General features: G+C 62.6%; 15 protein-coding genes. 11 read left to right on the forward strand and 4 right to left on the reverse strand.

The window, feature by feature from the left end; all coding sequences use genetic code 11:
- Positions 1-18 precede the first annotated feature (18 nt).
- Positions 19-837 (reverse strand): hypothetical protein, encoded by an 819-nt coding sequence (locus ACZ5IU_RS07150; RefSeq protein WP_464421504.1) that lies wholly within the window; start codon positions 835-837, stop codon positions 19-21.
- Positions 838-875: 38 nt separating this feature from the next.
- Entirely contained in the window at positions 876-1877 is a 1002-nt protein-coding gene (locus ACZ5IU_RS07155; protein ID WP_464421505.1) for a DHH family phosphoesterase, read from the reverse strand.
- 374 nt (positions 1878-2251) lie between these two features.
- Here ACZ5IU_RS07155 and dnaA point away from each other — a divergent pair, with 374 nt between their 5' ends.
- The 4 genes from dnaA to mnmG all read left to right on the forward strand — a co-directional run bounded on the left by dnaA (position 2252) and on the right by mnmG (position 8099).
- Positions 2252-3586 carry a chromosomal replication initiator protein DnaA gene (gene dnaA, locus ACZ5IU_RS07160; protein WP_464421506.1) on the forward strand — a complete coding sequence of 445 codons (1335 nt, stop codon included), beginning with the start codon at positions 2252-2254 and terminating at the stop codon, positions 3584-3586.
- A 265-nt stretch (positions 3587-3851) separates the two neighbouring features.
- Positions 3852-5051, forward strand: a complete 1200-nt coding sequence (dnaN, locus tag ACZ5IU_RS07165; protein WP_464421507.1) for a DNA polymerase III subunit beta — start codon at positions 3852-3854, stop codon at positions 5049-5051.
- A 4-nt stretch (positions 5052-5055) separates the two neighbouring features.
- Positions 5056-6108: a DNA replication/repair protein RecF gene (gene recF, locus ACZ5IU_RS07170; protein WP_464421508.1), complete on the forward strand. Its 1053-nt coding sequence runs from the start codon at positions 5056-5058 to the stop codon at positions 6106-6108.
- Positions 6109-6188: 80 nt separating this feature from the next.
- Positions 6189-8099 carry a tRNA uridine-5-carboxymethylaminomethyl(34) synthesis enzyme MnmG gene (gene mnmG / locus ACZ5IU_RS07175; RefSeq protein WP_464421509.1) on the forward strand — a complete coding sequence of 637 codons (1911 nt, stop codon included), beginning with the start codon at positions 6189-6191 and terminating at the stop codon, positions 8097-8099.
- 32 nt (positions 8100-8131) lie between these two features.
- On the opposite strand, the gene ACZ5IU_RS07180 is transcribed toward mnmG, so the two are convergent.
- Entirely contained in the window at positions 8132-9640 is a 1509-nt protein-coding gene (locus ACZ5IU_RS07180; protein WP_464421847.1) for an ABC transporter substrate-binding protein/permease, read from the reverse strand.
- 158 nt (positions 9641-9798) lie between these two features.
- Complete coding sequence (locus ACZ5IU_RS07185; protein WP_464421510.1) at positions 9799-10578, reverse strand: amino acid ABC transporter ATP-binding protein; 780 nt, start codon at positions 10576-10578, stop codon at positions 9799-9801.
- 334 nt (positions 10579-10912) lie between these two features.
- Here ACZ5IU_RS07185 and ACZ5IU_RS07190 point away from each other — a divergent pair, with 334 nt between their 5' ends.
- From ACZ5IU_RS07190 to ACZ5IU_RS07220, 7 genes are all read left to right on the forward strand, one after another.
- On the forward strand, positions 10913-11626 hold the full coding sequence (locus ACZ5IU_RS07190; protein ID WP_464421511.1) for an MgtC/SapB family protein: 714 nt from the start codon (positions 10913-10915) through the stop codon (positions 11624-11626).
- Positions 11627-11643: 17 nt separating this feature from the next.
- On the forward strand, positions 11644-12549 hold the full coding sequence (locus tag ACZ5IU_RS07195; RefSeq protein ID WP_464421512.1) for an alpha/beta hydrolase fold domain-containing protein: 906 nt from the start codon (positions 11644-11646) through the stop codon (positions 12547-12549).
- A gap of 58 nt (positions 12550-12607) precedes the next feature.
- Entirely contained in the window at positions 12608-13084 is a 477-nt protein-coding gene (locus tag ACZ5IU_RS07200) for a YybH family protein (protein ID WP_464421513.1), read from the forward strand.
- A 151-nt stretch (positions 13085-13235) separates the two neighbouring features.
- Complete coding sequence (locus ACZ5IU_RS07205; protein WP_464421514.1) at positions 13236-15188, forward strand: ATP-binding protein; 1953 nt, start codon at positions 13236-13238, stop codon at positions 15186-15188.
- Positions 15189-15193: 5 nt separating this feature from the next.
- On the forward strand, positions 15194-15838 hold the full coding sequence (locus ACZ5IU_RS07210) for a response regulator (protein WP_464421515.1): 645 nt from the start codon (positions 15194-15196) through the stop codon (positions 15836-15838).
- 372 nt (positions 15839-16210) lie between these two features.
- Positions 16211-16933 carry a cysteine hydrolase family protein gene (locus ACZ5IU_RS07215; RefSeq protein WP_464421516.1) on the forward strand — a complete coding sequence of 241 codons (723 nt, stop codon included), beginning with the start codon at positions 16211-16213 and terminating at the stop codon, positions 16931-16933.
- 15 nt (positions 16934-16948) lie between these two features.
- Complete coding sequence (locus ACZ5IU_RS07220) at positions 16949-18319, forward strand: APC family permease (RefSeq protein WP_464421517.1); 1371 nt, start codon at positions 16949-16951, stop codon at positions 18317-18319.
- Position 18320: the final 1 nt, after the last annotated feature.

The raw sequence follows: 18320 nt of genomic DNA on the forward strand, positions 1-18320 counted from the left end.
GCCGCTTTCCGATTGTCACTACTTCCCGAGGGCCGACGGCCGGACGAGGACCACCACATTGCCGTCGACGCGAGCGAGCGGCGCGAGGCGTTCGACGGCCGCGGCCTCCCTGTCGCCGACGAGAATCGTCCCGTCGCCGTACAGTCCCGAGGCGCGAATCAGCAGGTACGGCCCCTCTGGCTCGGACGCCTCGGCCGTTCCGACCAGCCGCGGCGCGGCGGCCAGACGACGCGTGTTCTTCGGAATGTCGTCGTCGAAGCGGCACATGCCTCGCTCGACGAACATCTCCCTGTCGACGAACTCCGGTCCGTAGACGGCTCGCCCGCCCGCGCTCCTGATGCGCAGGACGATCGACGGCGCCACGTCGAACTTTCTCGCGTCGACGACGAGGCCGCGGTACGCCCCTTCGGGAATTGCCGGCTTCGGCCACGACTGGATCTCAGGAATCGCCGGGAGGAGCGAGCGGCGGATGCCCCTCAGGTCGACGCGCCCATCGAGCGTGTAGGTGCAGCCGTCGTACGTTCCATCGGTGACCTCGACCTCCCGGATGACGCCATCGACGGCGATACGGACGGCTCCGTCGGCCATGAGATCTCCCACGGTCTTCCGGGATTCGGCGCGAAGGCCCCTGACGTGCTCGAGAATCGTCCGCTGGAGGTCGACCATCGCGGCGCGCTTCGCCATCAGCTTTCCCTGCGGCGTCCCCGCGAACCGCGGCGGCGGGGTTCCCTGTCCCCTCGCCGCGATGAAACCGTCGTCCGCGTCGGGAACGGCCGCGAACGCGACTCCGAAAAACACCGCAATGCCGAGAAACGTCGTCCACAGCAATCGTCGCACCGCGAATCCCCCTTCGTTCGTTTGTTCCCGGCCGTCGCCTATCCTTCCCTGCGGAACGCGTTCGCGAACACGTCTCCGAGCGTGACGCCCGTCGGGCGTTCCCTGTCCTGCACGGTCCGAAGCGCGGCCGACAGCGTCTCCCTGATCTGATCAGGAGTGTACGACGACGGGAAGTAGAGCGCCGCCGAGTCGTCGTGTCCGCCGCCACGGACCTTCCGGCCGTCCTTGAGAAGCGCCACGACCTTTCCCGCCGTCTCCGAACGGCTCCGGAGGGACACGGCCCATTCGCCGCCCGTTCGCTTCGCCGCGACTGCCACGAGGAACGGCGGCTTTTCCATTCGGTCGAGGATCAGGCCGCCGAAGTCCGACACGTCGCCGTATTCGAGGATACCGGGCTCGACGAACGCGAGATCGCGGTTCGACCGGTTGACGCGCTCGAGCGCGCGCTGGAACCTCGCCTCCTGCCGGACGACGAAGTCCTCGGCCGTCGCCCGTTCGCTTTCGCGGAACGCGCTCTCGCCCGAGACGACGCGCGTGAAGACGCTCCACGGGCCGCAGAGAGTGATGAGGGCCTGCCAGAGCCGTCCCTCGGGGCGCTCGTTGATCCACAGATCGCGGTCGTTCGCGATGTCCACAAAGTCCGAAAGCCCCGCAATCCGCGCCGCCTGTTCGCTCGTGCCGTGCCCGGAGAGCCATCTGTGGAAAACCTTCGCGCCGCAGACGGATGAATCGAACACGATCCACGGGCGTCCGCCGTAACGGGATGCGGTCGTCTCGTGATGGTCGAACGCGACGGGCATGTCCCCGTCCTTCCACGTCCGGTCGACGGCGTCGACTGTTCGGGCGTCCTGGCAGAAGAGGTCGAGAACGACGAACGGGATGGAGCCTTCGAGGCTTTCCGTGACGAGGGCATCCACGCTGCCGTATCCCGCGAGCGAGAGGCGGACGGGGCGTTCCGGCGAGTATGCGAGCCATGCCGTCGCGGCGGCTGCGACTCCGTCGAGGTCGGTATGGCTGATAACGTGAAGAACGGTCGTCATAGAGCGTCGCACCCTTTCAGCCGAATTTTTCCACATAAGTGTCCTTCAAAGTCCAACCGGTGTCAATTTAAACACATTCGGGACGCGTCGAAGAGGGTATATCCACAGAATTGAGATTTTTCGGCTGGGATGGCCGCCCGAAGGGACGAATTTATCCACAGTGGTGGACGGATTGTGGATAACCTCCGGCAGCTGGTATTCTCCACTTGGTACATAAAGGTCACAGATGCGCTCGATTTAATACTTTCGTTACACCCGTCCTGGTGCGGCTTTTCGGATATCCACAGTTTTGTCCGAATCGAATGTGGATATGTGGACAACTTTTGTGGATATCCCGTGTGATATCATGATATGATTCGTTTGCTGGGGGGACCATGGTGGACACAAACATCGAACAGATCTGGCAGGACCTGCTTTCCGAAGCCTCGACGAAATTGCCGCAGGGAGCGGCGGATCTCTGGCTCAAGACGTGCATTCCTGTGGAAATCCTGGGGGATACGCTCGTTCTGGACGTCCCGAACGTCTTCGTCAAGGAACAGATTTCGTCGCGCTTCCTGAAGGATCTCGTGACGCTCGTGAAAGAACGCGGCGTTGCGGGAAACGTTGAGTTCCGCGTGGGCTCCGAAACGCGAAAGGACGAACAGGTCCGGGCCGAGCGGGCCGCCCAGGGAGCGCAGCAGCAGCCCGCCGCGCGCGGCGGACTGAACCCGAGCTATGTCTTCAGCACATTCGTCGTCGGCAAATCGAACCGCCTCTCGAACGCGGCGAGTCTCGCCGTCGCCGAGACGCCGGGGGAAGCATACAATCCGCTCTTCATCTGGGGAGGCGTCGGACTCGGGAAGACGCATCTGATGCACGCGATCGGACACTACGTCCTGGACCGCAACCCGAACATGAAGGTGGCCTACATCAGCTCGGAGAAGTTCATCAACGAATTCATCCAGTCGATCCAGAAAAACCGCACGCAGGAGTTCAAATCGAAATACCGCAACATGGACGTCCTCCTGATCGACGACATCCAGTTTCTCGGCAACAAGGAGAGCAGCCAGGAGGAGTTTTTCCACACCTTCAACAGCCTCCATACGACGAAAAAACAGATCGTCATCTGTTCCGACAGGCCGCCGAAGGAAATCCAGAACATCGAAGACCGGCTCGTGAGCCGTTTCGAATGGGGGCTCGTGACGGATATCCAGTCGCCCGACCTCGAGACGCGCATCGCGATCCTCCAGAAGAAGGCGCTGCTCAAGAAATACGAGATGCCCGAGGACGTCATCCTCTTTCTCGCGCAGAACATCCCAAGCAATATCCGGGAACTCGAGGGCGCGCTCAACCGCGTCGTCGCGTGTGCCGAACTCAACAGCGAACCGATCACTCCCGAAAACGCGGGCGAATGGCTCAAGGACGTTATCAGGAAGGATATCCGAGGTCCCGTCGGCATCGACGCGATCCAGCAGGCCGTCGCTGAATCCTTCGGGATGTCCACGGAGGATCTCGTCAGTTCCAAACGGACCTCCGAACTCGCACTCGCGCGGCAGGTCGCGATGTATCTGTGCCGCAAGAAAACCGAGGCGAGCCTCCAGCAAATCGGCCTCGCGTTCAAGAAGAAGGATCACACGACGGTCCTCCACGCACAGCGGAAGATCTCCCAGCTCGTGGAGGAACAGCCGCGGATGAAGCAAATTGTGGATAACATCGAGCAGAAGCTGTGATTTTCCCCTGAACGGGGCGTTGGATAACCGGAGAAACGCGCTTTTTCACAAAAAAACTGTGGATATTGTGTATAACTGAACTTCTAGCCACACAGCGTTATCCACGTCCCCATTCACCGTCGCCGGACCGGGTTGGAGCCGTTATCCACAGTATTCACAGGCCTTATTATTATTACTACTGCCTTTTCTCTTGAAAGATAATAATAAAAGAAGAGGATGAAGACCGAGTGATTTTCGGAAGCTTCATCGGGGGAGGAGACCAGGGATGAAACTTGAAATCACGAAACAGGACTTCATGAAGAGCTGGCAGATCGCGGAACGGACGGTCAACCCCAAAAGCACGATAGCGTCCCTGACCGGAATTCTGTGTCGTCCCTCGACAAGCGGAACGACCGTTCTTCTCGAGGCGACCGACCTCAAGACATCCGTGACTTGCGTCGTCGAAGGGATTCGAGTCATCGAGGAAGGGGAGACGGTCTTCCCGGTGAGGATCGTCGGAGAGCTCTTCAAGAAAGCGCCCACCGACGTTTTCACGGTGACGATCGGTGACGGAACCGGGTACATCACGGCCGGACGAAACCGCTACAGGTTTTCGACATATTCCGCGAAGGACTTTCCGAAACTTCCGGCCGCTGATGCGGCGAACCACTTCTGTGACCTTCAGGCGTTCGACCTTTCCCGCGTCCTCGCCGAGGGGAGCATCGCCGCGACGGTGACGGACGAATTTCCGAAGTACTTGAGCGCATGTCTTCTCAAGGTCAAGGAGGGACGCCTTCTCGTCGTCTCGACGGACGGCAAGCGCCTTTCGCTCGCGAAGGCCGACGTCCTCGCCGGAGGCGAGGAGACCGACGTCCTGTTGCCGATGTCCGGCCTCAGGGAGCTTATGAGGATTCTGTCGACTATCGACCCGGAATTTCCCGTGAAGATCCTCGTCGACGATTCGCTCGTCTTCTTTCAGATGGGGAGCCTGGAATTCTCGGTCCGGCGCGTCGAGTCGTCCTTCCCGAATTACGAGAAGATCCTGAACCCGGACAGCACGACGACGATGGAAATCGACCGGACCGCGTTCATCGCGGCGCTCGAGCGCATCGACGTCATGGTCAGGGAATACACGCGGATGGTCGTATTCAAGATGGACGCGGGCGGCGAGCTCCACATGACGGGGCGAGCGCCCGAGATCGGCGAGGCCTGCGAGGTTCTTGAGGCCGCGATCACGGGGGAGTATATCCGGATCGCGTTCAACGTCGGGTTCCTTCTCGACGGTCTCAAGGCGCTTCAGGGCGACCGTGCGTACATGCGCTTCAACGGTCCGCTCGGACAGGTCTGCCTGATCCGCCAGGGGGAGGATTCCTTCCTGTACATGCTCATGCCGATCAAGCTCACGGAGACGGACGTCGCCGAGTTCGAAGAGGCGGACGTTCCGACTGACGCGGACGATCCGAAGACGGGGGATTCCGCGGAGTAGCTTCATGCGCTGTTCCGTCTCGGTCACGAAGTTCTTCCGGAATCTCCAGCCCCGTCGGCTCGAATGGGAGGCGGGGCTGAACTGTCTCACCGGTCCCAACGGTGCCGGAAAGACGAATATCATCGAGTGCCTTCACGCGCTCTCGGGCTGGGGGTGCTTCAGGACCGGCGCGTCTCCTGTCGCGTGGGACTCCGGAGAGCCCTCGGCCTATCTCTACGGCGAATTCGGGGGGGAAGAGTCCGTGAACGTCGGACTCCGCGTCGGGGCACGGACGCTCGTCCGGTGCGACGAACGCCGTGCGAGCTGGACGAACGTCCGCGAGCGGGTTCCGTCGCTGGCCTTCCTCGCGGGGGATCTCTCGCTCGTCGAGGGCACCCCGGGCGTCCGGCGCGCATTCCTCGACAGGCTCTGCACGCTGCTCTTCCCTCCCTACGCCTGGCGTCTTTCGGAAATGCGCCGGGCGCTGCGGCATCGGGCCGTCCTCCTGAAGCAGGGACGGAACGCTTCGCTGACCGCGAAGGTTCTCGCGCCGCTCGCGTCGTGGATCTGGGAGAGCCGGCAGTCGTCCGTCGCGATGCTCGCTGCGGAACTCGAACGTCTTTCGGATCTTCTTCCGGCTCCGCTCGAAATGCGTCACGCGCGCGGCGGGAGCGCCGGACGCGACGCTCCTCCCGATGATTTCGCCGCGGGGCTCGAACGCTACGGGCAGCGGGAGCGGGAGGCGCGGATTCCCCTCGTCGGTCCGCATCGGGACGACCTCGTCCTGACAAATTCCGGCCGCTCCGTCCTTGCCCTGAGCCGCGGGCAGCGGCGCAGGACCGCCGTCGCGCTCATGATCGCGGCCGCGTTCGCGGTCGAGAAGACGGTCCGGCGCGCGCCGGTGCTCCTTCTCGACGAGATCGCCGCCGAACTCGACGGGGACGGCCGGAGAAAGACCGTTGACGCGTTGCGGAAGTCGGGGTTCCAGGTTTTTGCCGCGACGGCGGAAGCTCCGGCCGAAGATTGGCCCGGAGGCGTCTGGGAAGTCGAATCCGGGAGCGTTCGCAGAATCCGGTAGGTTCCTGAGGAAAAACGCGTTGCCCCGGCGGGGATACTATTTCGGGAATTCATCCGGAAAGTGGAAGGAAGAGGACATCAATGGGAACGACATACGACGTCATCGTGATCGGCGCGGGGCACGCGGGATGCGAGGCCGCCCTCGCGTCCGCCCGCATGGGGGTTCGGACCCTCATGCTCAACCTGTATCTCGACAACACGGCGCTGATGCCGTGCAACCCGTCGATCGGGGGCCCCGCGAAGGGGCACCTCGTCCGGGAGGGAAGCGCGCTCGGCGGCGAACAGGCGCGCGCGGCGGACGCGTCGACGATGCTCGTCCGCTGGCTCAACACGTCGAAGGGCCCAGCGGTCCGGGCGCTCCGGGCACAGTGCGATCTCCACGACTACCGAGACCACTACGTGAAGGTGTTGCAGACGACGCCGAACCTCGACGTCCATCAGGATACCGTCACCGACATCGTCGTCGAAGAGGGGAGGGTCAGAGGGGTCCGGACGCTCTACGGACTCGCGTACGAGGCGAAGGCGATCGTCGTCACGACGGGAACGTACCTCAGGAGCCTCGTCCACGTCGGATTCACCTCCTTCCGCTCGGGGCCGATGGGCCAGAACTCGTCGACGGAACTCTCGAACTCGCTCGAAGATGCGGGCGTCAGACTCGAGCGCATCCGGACGGACACGACGCCGCGGCTTCACCTCGACACGATCGATTCGTCGTCGCTCGTCGAACAGCGGAGCGACCCCGAACCGCTCTGCTTCGACCTCTGGGGCGAGGGGCGCGTCTACGACGGATACGCGTGTCTCCTGACACGGAGCACTCCCGGGACGCACGACGTCATCCGCGCGAACCTCGAGCGCTCGCCGCTCTACAAGGGGAAAATGGAGGGACTCGGGCCGCGCTACTGCCCGTCGATCGAGGACAAGGTCATCCGGTTTCCCGAAAAGGGGAGCCACCCGATATTCCTCGAACCCGTCTCGAGGCGCAACCGGGAGGTCTACGTCCAGAACTTCTCGACGAGCCTCCCGTACGACGTCCAGGTCGAGATGGTCCACACGCTCCCCGGATGCGAGCGCGCGCACATCACGCGTGCCGGGTACGCCATCGAGTACGACTACGTCCCTCCGACGCAGCTCCTCGCGTCGCTCGAGACGAAAGCCGTGAAGGGGCTCTTCTGCGCCGGGCAGATCAACGGAACGTCAGGGTACGAGGAGGCCGGGGCCCAGGGACTCATGGGCGGGATCAACGCGGCGCTTTCTGTACGCGGCGAGGAACCGCTCGTCCTGCGGCGCGACGAGGCTTATACCGGCGTTCTCATCGACGACCTCGTCACGAAGGGGACGAACGAGCCCTACCGGATGCTCACGAGCCGATGCGAACACCGGCTCCTGCTGCGGCACGACAACGCCGACCGGCGCCTCGCGCCCATAGGACGCAGGCTCGGCCTGATCGGCGACGACCGCTGGAACGCGCTCCTGCGGCGGTGGGAACGGCGCGACCGGGAGGCGGAGAGATTGCGGAGCGTGAAGCTGGCGGCATCGGACGCGCTCAACGAGCGGCTTCGGGAGGCCGGAACCGCTCCGGTCGCCGAGTCGGTCACGGCCGCCGAACTCCTGAAGCGCCCCGAGGTGACGTACGCGCTCGTCGCGGCCTTTATTCCGCCCGAATCGCCGCTCGACGGAGAGGACATCCGCTGCGTCGAGACGGAGATCAAGTACGCGGGCTACATCGGGCGGCAGGAGCGCGCGGCCGCGCAGCTCTCGCGGATGGACCACGCGAAGATTCCGGACGACTTCGACTATGCGTCCGTCCCCGGTCTTCTCGCCGAGAGCCGCCAGAAGCTCGAGCGCGTGCGTCCGATGACGCTCGGGCAGGCCGGAAGGATCTCGGGCGTCACGCCCGCGGACATCCAGCTGCTGTCGATCGTCCTCGAGACGCGGCGGCGGGAAACGCAGGGAAGAACCCTGAAACGAACGAATCCCGGAAGTGAAGAATAAAAAAGGCCCCCGAATCGGGGGCCTTTTTTCCGTCAGTAGCTCGCCGGCTTGCGACTGTGCGGCATGTCTGCGCTGCCGACGCGCCCGTGGATCGCTACGGCCATCCGCCTTTCGGCCCATCGCGCGAGACGGACGAACGGAAACCCGAGGAGGAAGTAGATCGCCGCGACCATGAGCCCCGTGCCGAAGTAGTCGTAGTACGTCGTTGCGATCTGGCCGTAGGCCTTCGTGAGGTCCACCATCGTAATGACCGAGACGAGCGACGAGTCCTTGAGCAGCGAGATGAAGTCGTTCGTCACGGGCGGGAGCGCGACGCGGACCGCCTGCGGCAGGACGACGTGCCGCAGCGCCTGCCAGCGCGTCATGCTCAGCGCCATCGCGCCCTCCATCTGATGCCTCGGGATCGCGAGCAATCCGGCCCTGTAGTTCTCCGCCTCGTAGGCCGCGTAGTTGAGCCCGAGACCCAGAACCCCGGCGACGAACGGACTCAGGCGGACGCCGATGTTCGGCAGTCCGTAGAAGATGAAGAAGAGCTGAATCAGAACCGGCGTTCCGCGGATCAGCTCGATGTACGCGACCGCGAGCCACGACAGGGGCTTCGGGGCGAAGATCCGCACCATCGCGAGAAAGAGTCCGAGCGTTATCGCGAGCGCCATCGCGACGACGGAGACTTCCATCGTCACGAGCGCCGCCTTCCCGAAGACGGGTAGGAAACCGACGTAGCGCTCGAGGATCTTTTCCCACGTCGGAACGGGCCTCTGGTGCTCGGTCCACTTGCGGAACATCACGGCGTCCGCTTTCTGCGGAGAGTGGTCGCGGAACATCTCCGCCATGACGGGACTCCAGAGGTTCCAGCGGTCGTAGATCTCGCGGAGCCTGCCGGAGTCGCGAAGATGGATGATCGCCCCGTTGACTTTCGCGAGGAGTTCGTCGTCTCCCTTGCGCACCGCGACGCCGTATTCCATCCGTCCGATCGGACGTCCGACGAATTCGATATTCGGGTTGAACCCGGCGTAGTACATCGCGATCGGGTCGTCGAAGAGCGCGACGTCGAGGCGTCCGTTCTCGAGATCGGTATAGGCGTTGATCTCGTCCTCGTAGGTGCGGATGTCTTTCACGCCGGCCTCTTCGAGCGTGTAGTACGCGAGCGACTGCTTGAGCGTGCCGGCGACATGCTCGCGGCAGTCCTCGAGCGTCTCGATGTCCTTCGTCCCCTTGCGGACGGCGAGCTGCATGAAGGTCCGGTAGTAGGGGATCGAGAAGTTCACGGCCTCGGCGTGTTCGGGCGTGATTTCGAGACCGTCGATCGCGACGTCGTAGAGGCCGCGGTTCAGCCCCGGGATGAGGTTGTCCCAGCCGTTCTGGACGAACACGGGCCTGCGGCCGAGGTATGCCGCTATGGCTTCCATGATCTCGACCTCGTACCCGATCAGGCGGTTCTGGTCTTTCGGATCCCAGAACATGTAGGGTGCGCCGCCCTCCGTGTCGCCGCCCCAGCGGAGGATCGCGGCGTCCGGAGCGACGCGCTCCACGCCGGCCATTTCGTCCTCCGGTTCGGCCGAAACGACGACCGCATCGGAAGAAACCGGCGATTTCCCGCCGCCCGTCATCCCGTGCGCAAGCGTCGCCGCCGGGCAGGTCAGCGCCAGGAGACAGGACAGAAACGCCGCCGCGATGCGGCGAAGGCTTCGGTCAGTCATCAGAGGTACTCCTCGGAGAAGTGCCGGAGAAACGCGCGCGTGCGCTCGTTCTTCGGCGCCGTGAACAGGACATCGCCGTCATCCTTTTCAACGATCTCCCCTCCGTCCATGAAAATGATGTAGTCCGACGCGTTTCTCGCGAAGCGCATCTGGTGCGTGACGATGATCTGGGTCATCCCCTCGGCGTCGAGGTCCTTCATGACCTGGAGAACCTCTCCCGCGAGCTCGGGGTCGAGCGCGCTCGTCGGCTCGTCGTAGAGCATGACCTTCGGGTTCATCGCGAGGGCGCGGGCGATGGCCGCGCGCTGCGTCTGGCCACCCGAGAGCGTCGCGGGATAGCGGTCCGCGAAATCGCGCAGGCCGACCTTCGCGAGGAGGCGCATTGCCGTGGTCTCGGCCGAGTCGCGGGATTCCTTCTTGACGACCATGGGCGCGAGCATCACGTTTTCGAGAACGGTCCTGTGCGGAAAGAGGTTGAACGACTGGAAGACCATTCCGACCTCTCTGCGGATTTCGTGGCACGCGTCGAGAAACGCGCCGTCGAGCCGCGTGACGCCAGGCGACCTGCGGACCGTGACGCCCGCGATCGTGATCGTTCCGGAGGTGATGTACTCCAGGCAGTTGAGGCACCGCAAAAACGTGGATTTTCCGCAGCCCGACGGGCCGATGATGGAGACGAGGTCTCCCTCGCGGATGTCGATGGAGATGTTGTTGAGGACTTCGCCGTTTTCGAAACTCTTGCAGAGATCAGTGACGCGGATGAGGGGATTTCCTGCCATCGTCGACCGTTCCTTCCCGAAAAACAAGAGATGCCTCCCCGAAGGGGAGACGCAACCACCAGCCTTCCGCCGCATGGGGCGTGAGATTCCGTGTTCTGCAATGAATAAGAATGCCACAAACGGCGGAAAATGCAAGAAACTTTCCCGATACGCACCCCGGAAGTCGCTTCCGGAAATCCGAGAGGAGGTACAACGCTCGGTGAAGATCAAAAAGTGGGATAAACATTTGATATATCCTGATATTGTGAGATTCGCGTTCGCGAACGGGCGATGGAAGCGGTACACTGTACCGAAAAAAAGCGGCCTTCCGGAGCCGCGAAGGCGGTGATTCGACGTGACGTTCCTCCGCACCCTTTTTTCCTGCGGGAATATCGTGTTCGCGACGGCCCTTCTCCGACTGTCGCTGAGCTTTCTCGCGGGAGGCCTGATCGGGCTCGAACGAGAGCACAGCCATCAGCCTGCGGGATTGCGCACACACATGCTTGTTTGTGTTGGTGCGACACTGATCATGCTTGTCTCGGAATTCGGTTTCACCGATATTCTTTCGAAAGAACACGTCTCCCTCGATCCGTCGCGCATCGCCGCGCAGGTCGTCTCAGGAATCGGCTTCCTCGGCGCGTGCGCGGTCCTCAAGATAGGAAGCAGCGTCAAAGGACTCACGACGGCCGCTTCGATCTGGGTCACGGCGGCCATCGGTCTGGCCATCGGGGCCGGACTGATCGCGCCCGCGGCCGTCACGATCGCGTTCATGCTCGTCGCGCTGATTCTCTTCGAACGGCTGGAACGCCGCTTCTTTCCGTCGCAGCAGATCAAGACGATCAGCCTGTACTTCGAAAGCTCCTCAATCGACGCGCAGGAGATTCTCGGCGTCACGAAACACTTCGGCATCAGGGTCCAGACGATCAATGTCATCCAGGAGATCCTCAAAAACCGCGTTCAGGTGGATCTTCTCGTCACATTTCCGTCGTCGATCGACATTTCGAAATTCTACGAGGACCTGAGGCTGCTTTCCAATATATACAAGATCAAAATGGACGAGAAGTTCTGAAGGGGAGGAGGAAGCGAATGACGCGAACGCCGGAGGAAAGACTTGCGCCGATCAGGAGGGTTCTCTCGCGGCACGGCTTTGCCGGAAAGACGGTCGCCCGGGTGAGGGAAGAGGAACGCGTCCTGCTGTCTTCGGGAACGCCGCTTTCCGGCGTGACGGCGCAGCCGTTCGCGCTCGGCGGAATCCGCGCCGAGATCGTCCGCCCCGCGGCCGCCGCGAGCGATGGGCTCGTGCTCTACGTCCACGGAGGCGGCTTCTTCGCCGGATCGGTCGAGACGCACCGGAAGCTCGCCGCGCACATCGCGCGGTCGGGCGGCGTCCCGGTCCTGACGTTCGACTACGCGCTCGCGCCGGAGCATCCGTATCCGGCGGCACTCGACGATACGCTCGCCGTGTGGCGCCGCCTCAGGGCGGACGGCTACGGAAGCCGAAACGTCGTCTTCGGGGGCGACTCCGCGGGCGCCGGCCTTGCGCTCATGGCGCTCCTCGCGCTGCGCGACGCCGGGGAGGAACTTCCCGCCGGGGCCTTCCTTCTCTCGCCGTTCGTGGACTACACGCGGATGGATTCCGAAACGTACCGGACGAACGCGGGCCGCGATCCGTTCGTCAGCCTCGATGGCAACCGGATGTGCGTCGAAGCGTTCTTCCGCCCCGCGATCCCGGAGGGATTCGTCTCGCCGGTCGACCGCGATCTCTCGGGCCTGCCGCCGCTCCTGATCCAGGCGGGTGGCGACGAGGTGCTTCTCGGCGAAATCGGGCTTCTCGCGCGGCGCGCCGCCGACCGGGGAGTTCCCGTGACATTCGGAGTGTGGGAGGGCATGTGGCATGTCTTCCAGATGCTCGCGAACGTCGTCGGCGAGGGACGCGAGGCCGTTGAGGGCATCGCGTCCTTCATCCGGGGGAGGATCGGGACGGCGGGATGACTTATACTGTATGGAACGGATGCGGCGACGCATCCGATATCGAAGGGGGACTTGCAGAATGAAAGGACGGTCATGGTATTCGGGAATCATCGTTTTCGCGCTCGTAACTTTGTGCGCGACGTTCGGAGGAACCATCGCGTTCGCTGCGGACGAGACGGCCGCCGTCGACAAGGTCCGGATCGATTTCAACGCGGCGTTCAATGCGGGAGACGCCGACGCTATCGAACGCGTCTTCGACGCGGAGGGGACTCTGCTGCCGCCCGGGATGCCCGCCGTAACCGGCAGAGAGAATATCGGAAACAGATACCGCGATCTTTTCAGGACGACCCGCTTCAGGTTCGAGCTGAGGTCCGGCGATATCCGCGTGTGCGACGGATGGGCCTTCATGAACGTGGAATTCGCGAGAACCGATATCCCGAAAGCGGGCGGCGGGGAGACGTCCGTCGAAGGATACTGCGTCCTCGTTCTCAAAAAGCAGCCGGACGGTTCGTGGAAGATCTTCAGGGATATCTGGAACGAGGCGCCCAAACCGTAGAGCGTCAATTGATCTGCATCCCTTCACGATCGCCGAGTCGCTCGGCCGTGGAGGACGCCGCGGCGCGTGAGACGTCGAGCCCCGTCCGGGGATGAGATATTCTAGTGCACGGGGGATGTTCGAAATTTCTGCGACGCTTCGAAAAAACGTGATGCGACTGTTCCCGGACCGTGTGGCGCAGCGGCTTGTCCGGGTGCTCATTCTCATGTTCGCCCTAGCGTCCGGCGTGTGGGCGGCGGAGGTTCCCGCGGGAAAGAACCGGGTGGTCCGCGTCGCCGTTCCGGGGAACTTTCCCCCGCAGTACGTCGTCGGGAGCGACGGTGCGCCGGGCGGGGCGACCGTCGAGATGATCGACGCCCTCGGCGGGATCGGGAACATGGAGATCCGCTACGTGGTCTTCGACGCGTGGGACGAAATGCTCGGAGCGTTGTCGGCCGGAGAGGTCGATCTCATTCCGAACTCCGGACTCAGCAGATCGGCGCTGGCCGGGCAGGGGATCGTCTTTTCCGAACCACTCGAACGCTTTCCGGTCAGAACCTTCGTTTTGAAGCGGAATGCGGCGCTCAATTCGCAGCGGAAGATGAACGAGATGACGATCGGCGCGGTTCGGTCGAGCTTCGCTCTTCCCTATCTGAAGAGGGTCGGCGTCCGGGACATCGAGCCGTTTGAATCCGTCCCGGATTGCGTCGATGCGCTGCTTTCCGGTGCCGTCGACGCGGTCGTGTGCCCGCAGGCCCCCCTGATCCGCGTCGCGGGAGACTCGGGTGTCCTCGACCGGATCTCGATGATCGGCGAGGTTCTGTTCGAGTCGAGGGAAGGATTCGCTCTCTCCGCGGCGGACGGAGACCTGCTCTCCGAGATCAACGCCGCCATCGGAACGCTCCGCGGGAGCGACCTGTTCGCCGGCATCAACGGGCGCCGGTATGTCGGGGACGCCCCATACTGGTCCGTTCGCCGCGTCTTCGGCGTGACGATCGTCCTTCTCCTGCTTCCGGCGGTCATCTTTTTCGGCTGGAGGGCGCGCTTTTCGAGAAATATCCGCGAGGAACTGAACGTTCGGGACAGGAGCTTTCTGACGTACTACAACAGCATCCCGACCGCCGCGTACACCTGGCGGGCGAAAGACGGCGGCTTCGTCCTCGTCAATTACAACTGCGCCGCGATGAAAAAAAGCGGAAATCGGGTTTCGGAAGACGTCGGAAAGAAGCTGACGGACCTGTACGCCGACGGCGGCGAACTCTCCTCGCTGCTGCGCACCTGCATTGAACGGCGGTGTACGCTCGAAAGGGAGCTCACGCTCAGTCCGGGCGGGACGACGTCCGAATTCCAGGTCTCCTGTTTCCATCTCGCTCCGGACTGCGTCATCATGCACGCGAACGATGTCACGATCCAGCGGCGCATCGAGCGCAGGGAAAGCGAATACCGCCGGCAGTTGCAGGCTCTTGCGGCGGCTCTTTCCGACTCGGAGGAAAAGGAGCGCCGGAAGATCGCGTCGGAATTGCACGACACGATCGGCCAGAACCTCGCGCTGTCGAAAATCCGGCTCGTGCTGCTCTCCCAGAACACGACCGACCCCGGGACGCTGGAGGAGCTGTCGCACGTCCTAGGGGCCATCGACGAATCGATCCGCATGACGAGGGCGCTGACGTTCGAACTCGGCACCCCCGTCCTGTACAAGCTCGGATTCGGCCCCTCCGTCAACTGGCTCGCCGAGAAGCTGTACGACGAATACGGGCTCAGGGTCGCCTACGACAACAGGGGTCTTCCCGACACGATGGTCGACGAGATGAAGGCGTTTCTCTTCAGGGCGCTCCGCGAGTTGCTCATGAACGTCGTGAAGCACGCCGGAACGGATCGCGCGAAGGTCGTGAGCTCCTTCTCCGACAAGCGCTTTCTGCGGCTCAGCGTCATCGACCACGGGAAGGGATTCGACGCCGGAGAAATCTCCTTCACCGGATGGAACGAAACATCCTTCGGACTCTTCAGCCTGAAAGAACGCCTGAAATCCCTCGGAGGGCATACGGACATCCGGTCGATACAAGGACGTGGAACGAGAGTGACGCTTGTCGTTCCCGTCGAAGCCTTTGAACGAAAGGGAGCGTGAGCGCGATGATCAGAGTCGTCATCGCCGACGATCACACCATCGTCAGGGAAGGAATCAGGATGATACTGAATCGCATCCCGGAAGTGACCGTCGTGGCGGAAGCCTCCAACGGCCGCGAGGTCATCGCGCTCGCGGACGAACTCAAGCCGGACGTCATCGTTATGGACGTCATCATGCCGGAAGCCGACGGCATCGAGGCAACCGTCGCGATCACGCGCCGGAACCCGGAAATCGGAATCATCGCGCTTTCGATGTATTCCGACAGACACTTCATATCGGAGATGCTCCGGGCGGGGGCGAGAGGATTCCTCCTGAAAGACTGCGCCTCGACCGAACTCATGGAAGCCGTGTACGCCGTGCGGAAAGGCGACGTCTACCTCGGGCCGAGCGTGTCGGAAATCGTGGCGAAGCTCTACGTGAACACCGTTCGCGGCGAGAGGGGCGATTCGGGGCTTTCTCCCCGGGAGAGCGAGATCGCGAAGATGCTCGCGGAGGGGCGCACGAACGCCGAAATCGCGGAAACGCTCCACGTCAGCGTCAAGACCGTCGGAACGCATCGCCAGAACCTCATGAAGAAGCTCGGAGTCAGAAATATCGCGGAACTCACGAAATACGCGATCTCCAAAGGGATCATACCGGTTTCCCGCTGACGCCGCCCGTTTCGTCACCCCCGACGAACGGCGGTTTTCGGGACCGTCCCCTTCCTTTTTTCCCTAGAAAAAATACTGCGATTCGGACGACGGGGAGCGAACGCCCTGCCTCCGGCGCCGATGTGCCGTTTCCCTTTCCGACGGTAGTGTAATGCCGTATGTATGTTCAGCACGGACAGCGGGCATTCATTCGGTGCCTTCTGACCGCGGGGAAGCGCCGGAAGGCGATCGCCCGAGTTTTCCCGGGCACGAGTCCGGAGAGAGAAGGAGGTCCGGAAGATCGTCACGGCGAGGGAAGCCGGAGGCGACATCGAACGACACGCCCGGTTCCGGGGACGGACCGGTCGGAGGAAACGTCCCGGAAGATCGGACGTGGACATTGTGCCGAAAGGGTGGTTTTTCGCGATGAGAGTCAACGACAGGTATGTCTCATTCTATTACGAACCGGATCACGACAGGGGGAGCGTCACGATCGAACCGGAACGGACGGCGCTTCTGGTCGTCGATCTCCAGCGGGTTTTCGTCACGCGCCCCGTCTATCCTGACCCGACGAAAGAGCAGCGTGTCCATCTCGAGCGATGGAAACCCTTCTACGATACGATCGAACAGATCGTCGTCCCGAACAACCGGCGGATCCTGAAGGCCTTCCGCGAAAAACAGATGGAAGTCCTCTTCGCCAAAATCCAGTGCCACAAGAAAAACGGCAAAGACCGATCGCTCGACCAGAAGGCGACGGGATTCAACGAGCTGCTCCTCCCCATCGGCTCCGCGGACGCTGAAATCATCCCCGAGCTCGCGCCGGTCGACGACGAAATCGTCGTCACGAAAACGACCGACAGCGCCGTGACGGGGAGCAGTCTTCGGCTCATCCTCCATAACATGGGAATCGATACGGTCGTCGTGACGGGCGTCTACACCGACCAGTGCGTCTCCGGAACGGTCCGGAGCCTCGCCGACGAGAGCTTCAGGGTCTGGCTCATCGAAGACGCGTGCATGGCCGGGACGAAGGAAATCCAGCGGCACGAGCTCGAAGTCCTGAACAACATCTACTGCCACGTCATCAATACGGACGAACTGCTCGCCGCAATAGGCTGACGGGAGGGATCGCGGATGCCAGAGAAAAAGGAGTCGCTCAGAAAGGAACTCTCGTTCATCAGCATGATTTCGATCGCGTGCGGCGCGGTCATCGGCGGATGGCTCGCGGAGGCGCCGTACTGGTTCTCGATCACCGGCGCGGGCGCGGCGTGGATCTTCCCGCTGCTCGCGTTCCTGCTCATTCCGGTGGGACTCGCGTTCGCCGAACTGTCGGCGATGCTGCCGTTCTCGTCCGCGGTGGACGTCTGGACCACCAACGCGTTCGGCCACGGCGTCGGGTGGATTATGCAGTGGATGATGTTCCTCGTCCAGGTCGTCGAACCGCCGATGATGGCGTTCATCTTCATCACGGCCATCGACTTCTTCTTTCCGATCCCGAAGGAGCTTCAGGTCTACGTCGCGATCGGCATCGTATTCGTATGGTACGTGCTGTCCAACTTCGACATCAGTCTCACCGGGATGCTCTCCAACATCTTCTTCTTCGGGATGGTCGGAATGTCTCTCGTCGTCGCGACGGTGTTCCTGACGCATCCCTCCTGGTCCATGACGAACATCACGGCGCACGGAGGGTTCTTTCCGGCGGGAGGCGGCGGCATCTTCATCGCGATGGCGGTCTTTTCGCTCAAGTTCATCGGCTTCGAAATGACGCCGACGATGATCGAGGAGGTCAACTTTCCGGTCAGGAAGATGGGACTCGTCATCCTGGCGGCGCTGTTCATTCCGGCGATCCTGTACGCGATCGTCGTCCTCGCCATGGGCGGCCTCGCTCCGTGGGAGGAAATCGCGAAGATGAGCATGCCCGAGCCGGAGCTCGTGCGCAAGCTGGGGCTTCCGGGCGTCGTCGCGATCCTCGCGATCACGGGGGGCGTGCTCCACGCGCTGACGACGCTGATGGGATTCTGGACGTCGTCGGCCCGGGTCCTGTACGGCGCGGCCCAGCTCAACCAGCTTCCCAAATTCTTCCAGAAGCTCAATTCCCACGGACAGCCCTACCTCTCGAACCTGACGGTGCTGCTCTTTTCGGTGTTCTTCTGCGCCTTCACGGGCGACAACTGGGTACAATACATCTACGCGGTCTCGTGCATCGCCGCTGGCGTCGTGTACCTCTTCTGCTGTCTCGACGCCCTCGTGCTCCGGAAGAAACACCCGGAATGGAACCGGCCGTACCGCTATCCCGGCGAAACCCTCATTCCCGTCCTCGGATCCCTCATCTCGGTCTGGATCATCATCGGCTCGATGCGGGAACTCCCGATCGGGGGGTACGTCTCTCTGGCGATCTATTTCGCGATCGGGCTGGTTCCGCCGATTCTCATGGGCGTCTACAGAAAGATGAGCCCGAAGGATCATCAACTCGTGTGCCTGACTCCGGACGATATCGGAAAATAGA

The sequence above is a fragment of the Lactivibrio alcoholicus genome (assembly GCF_055390895.1).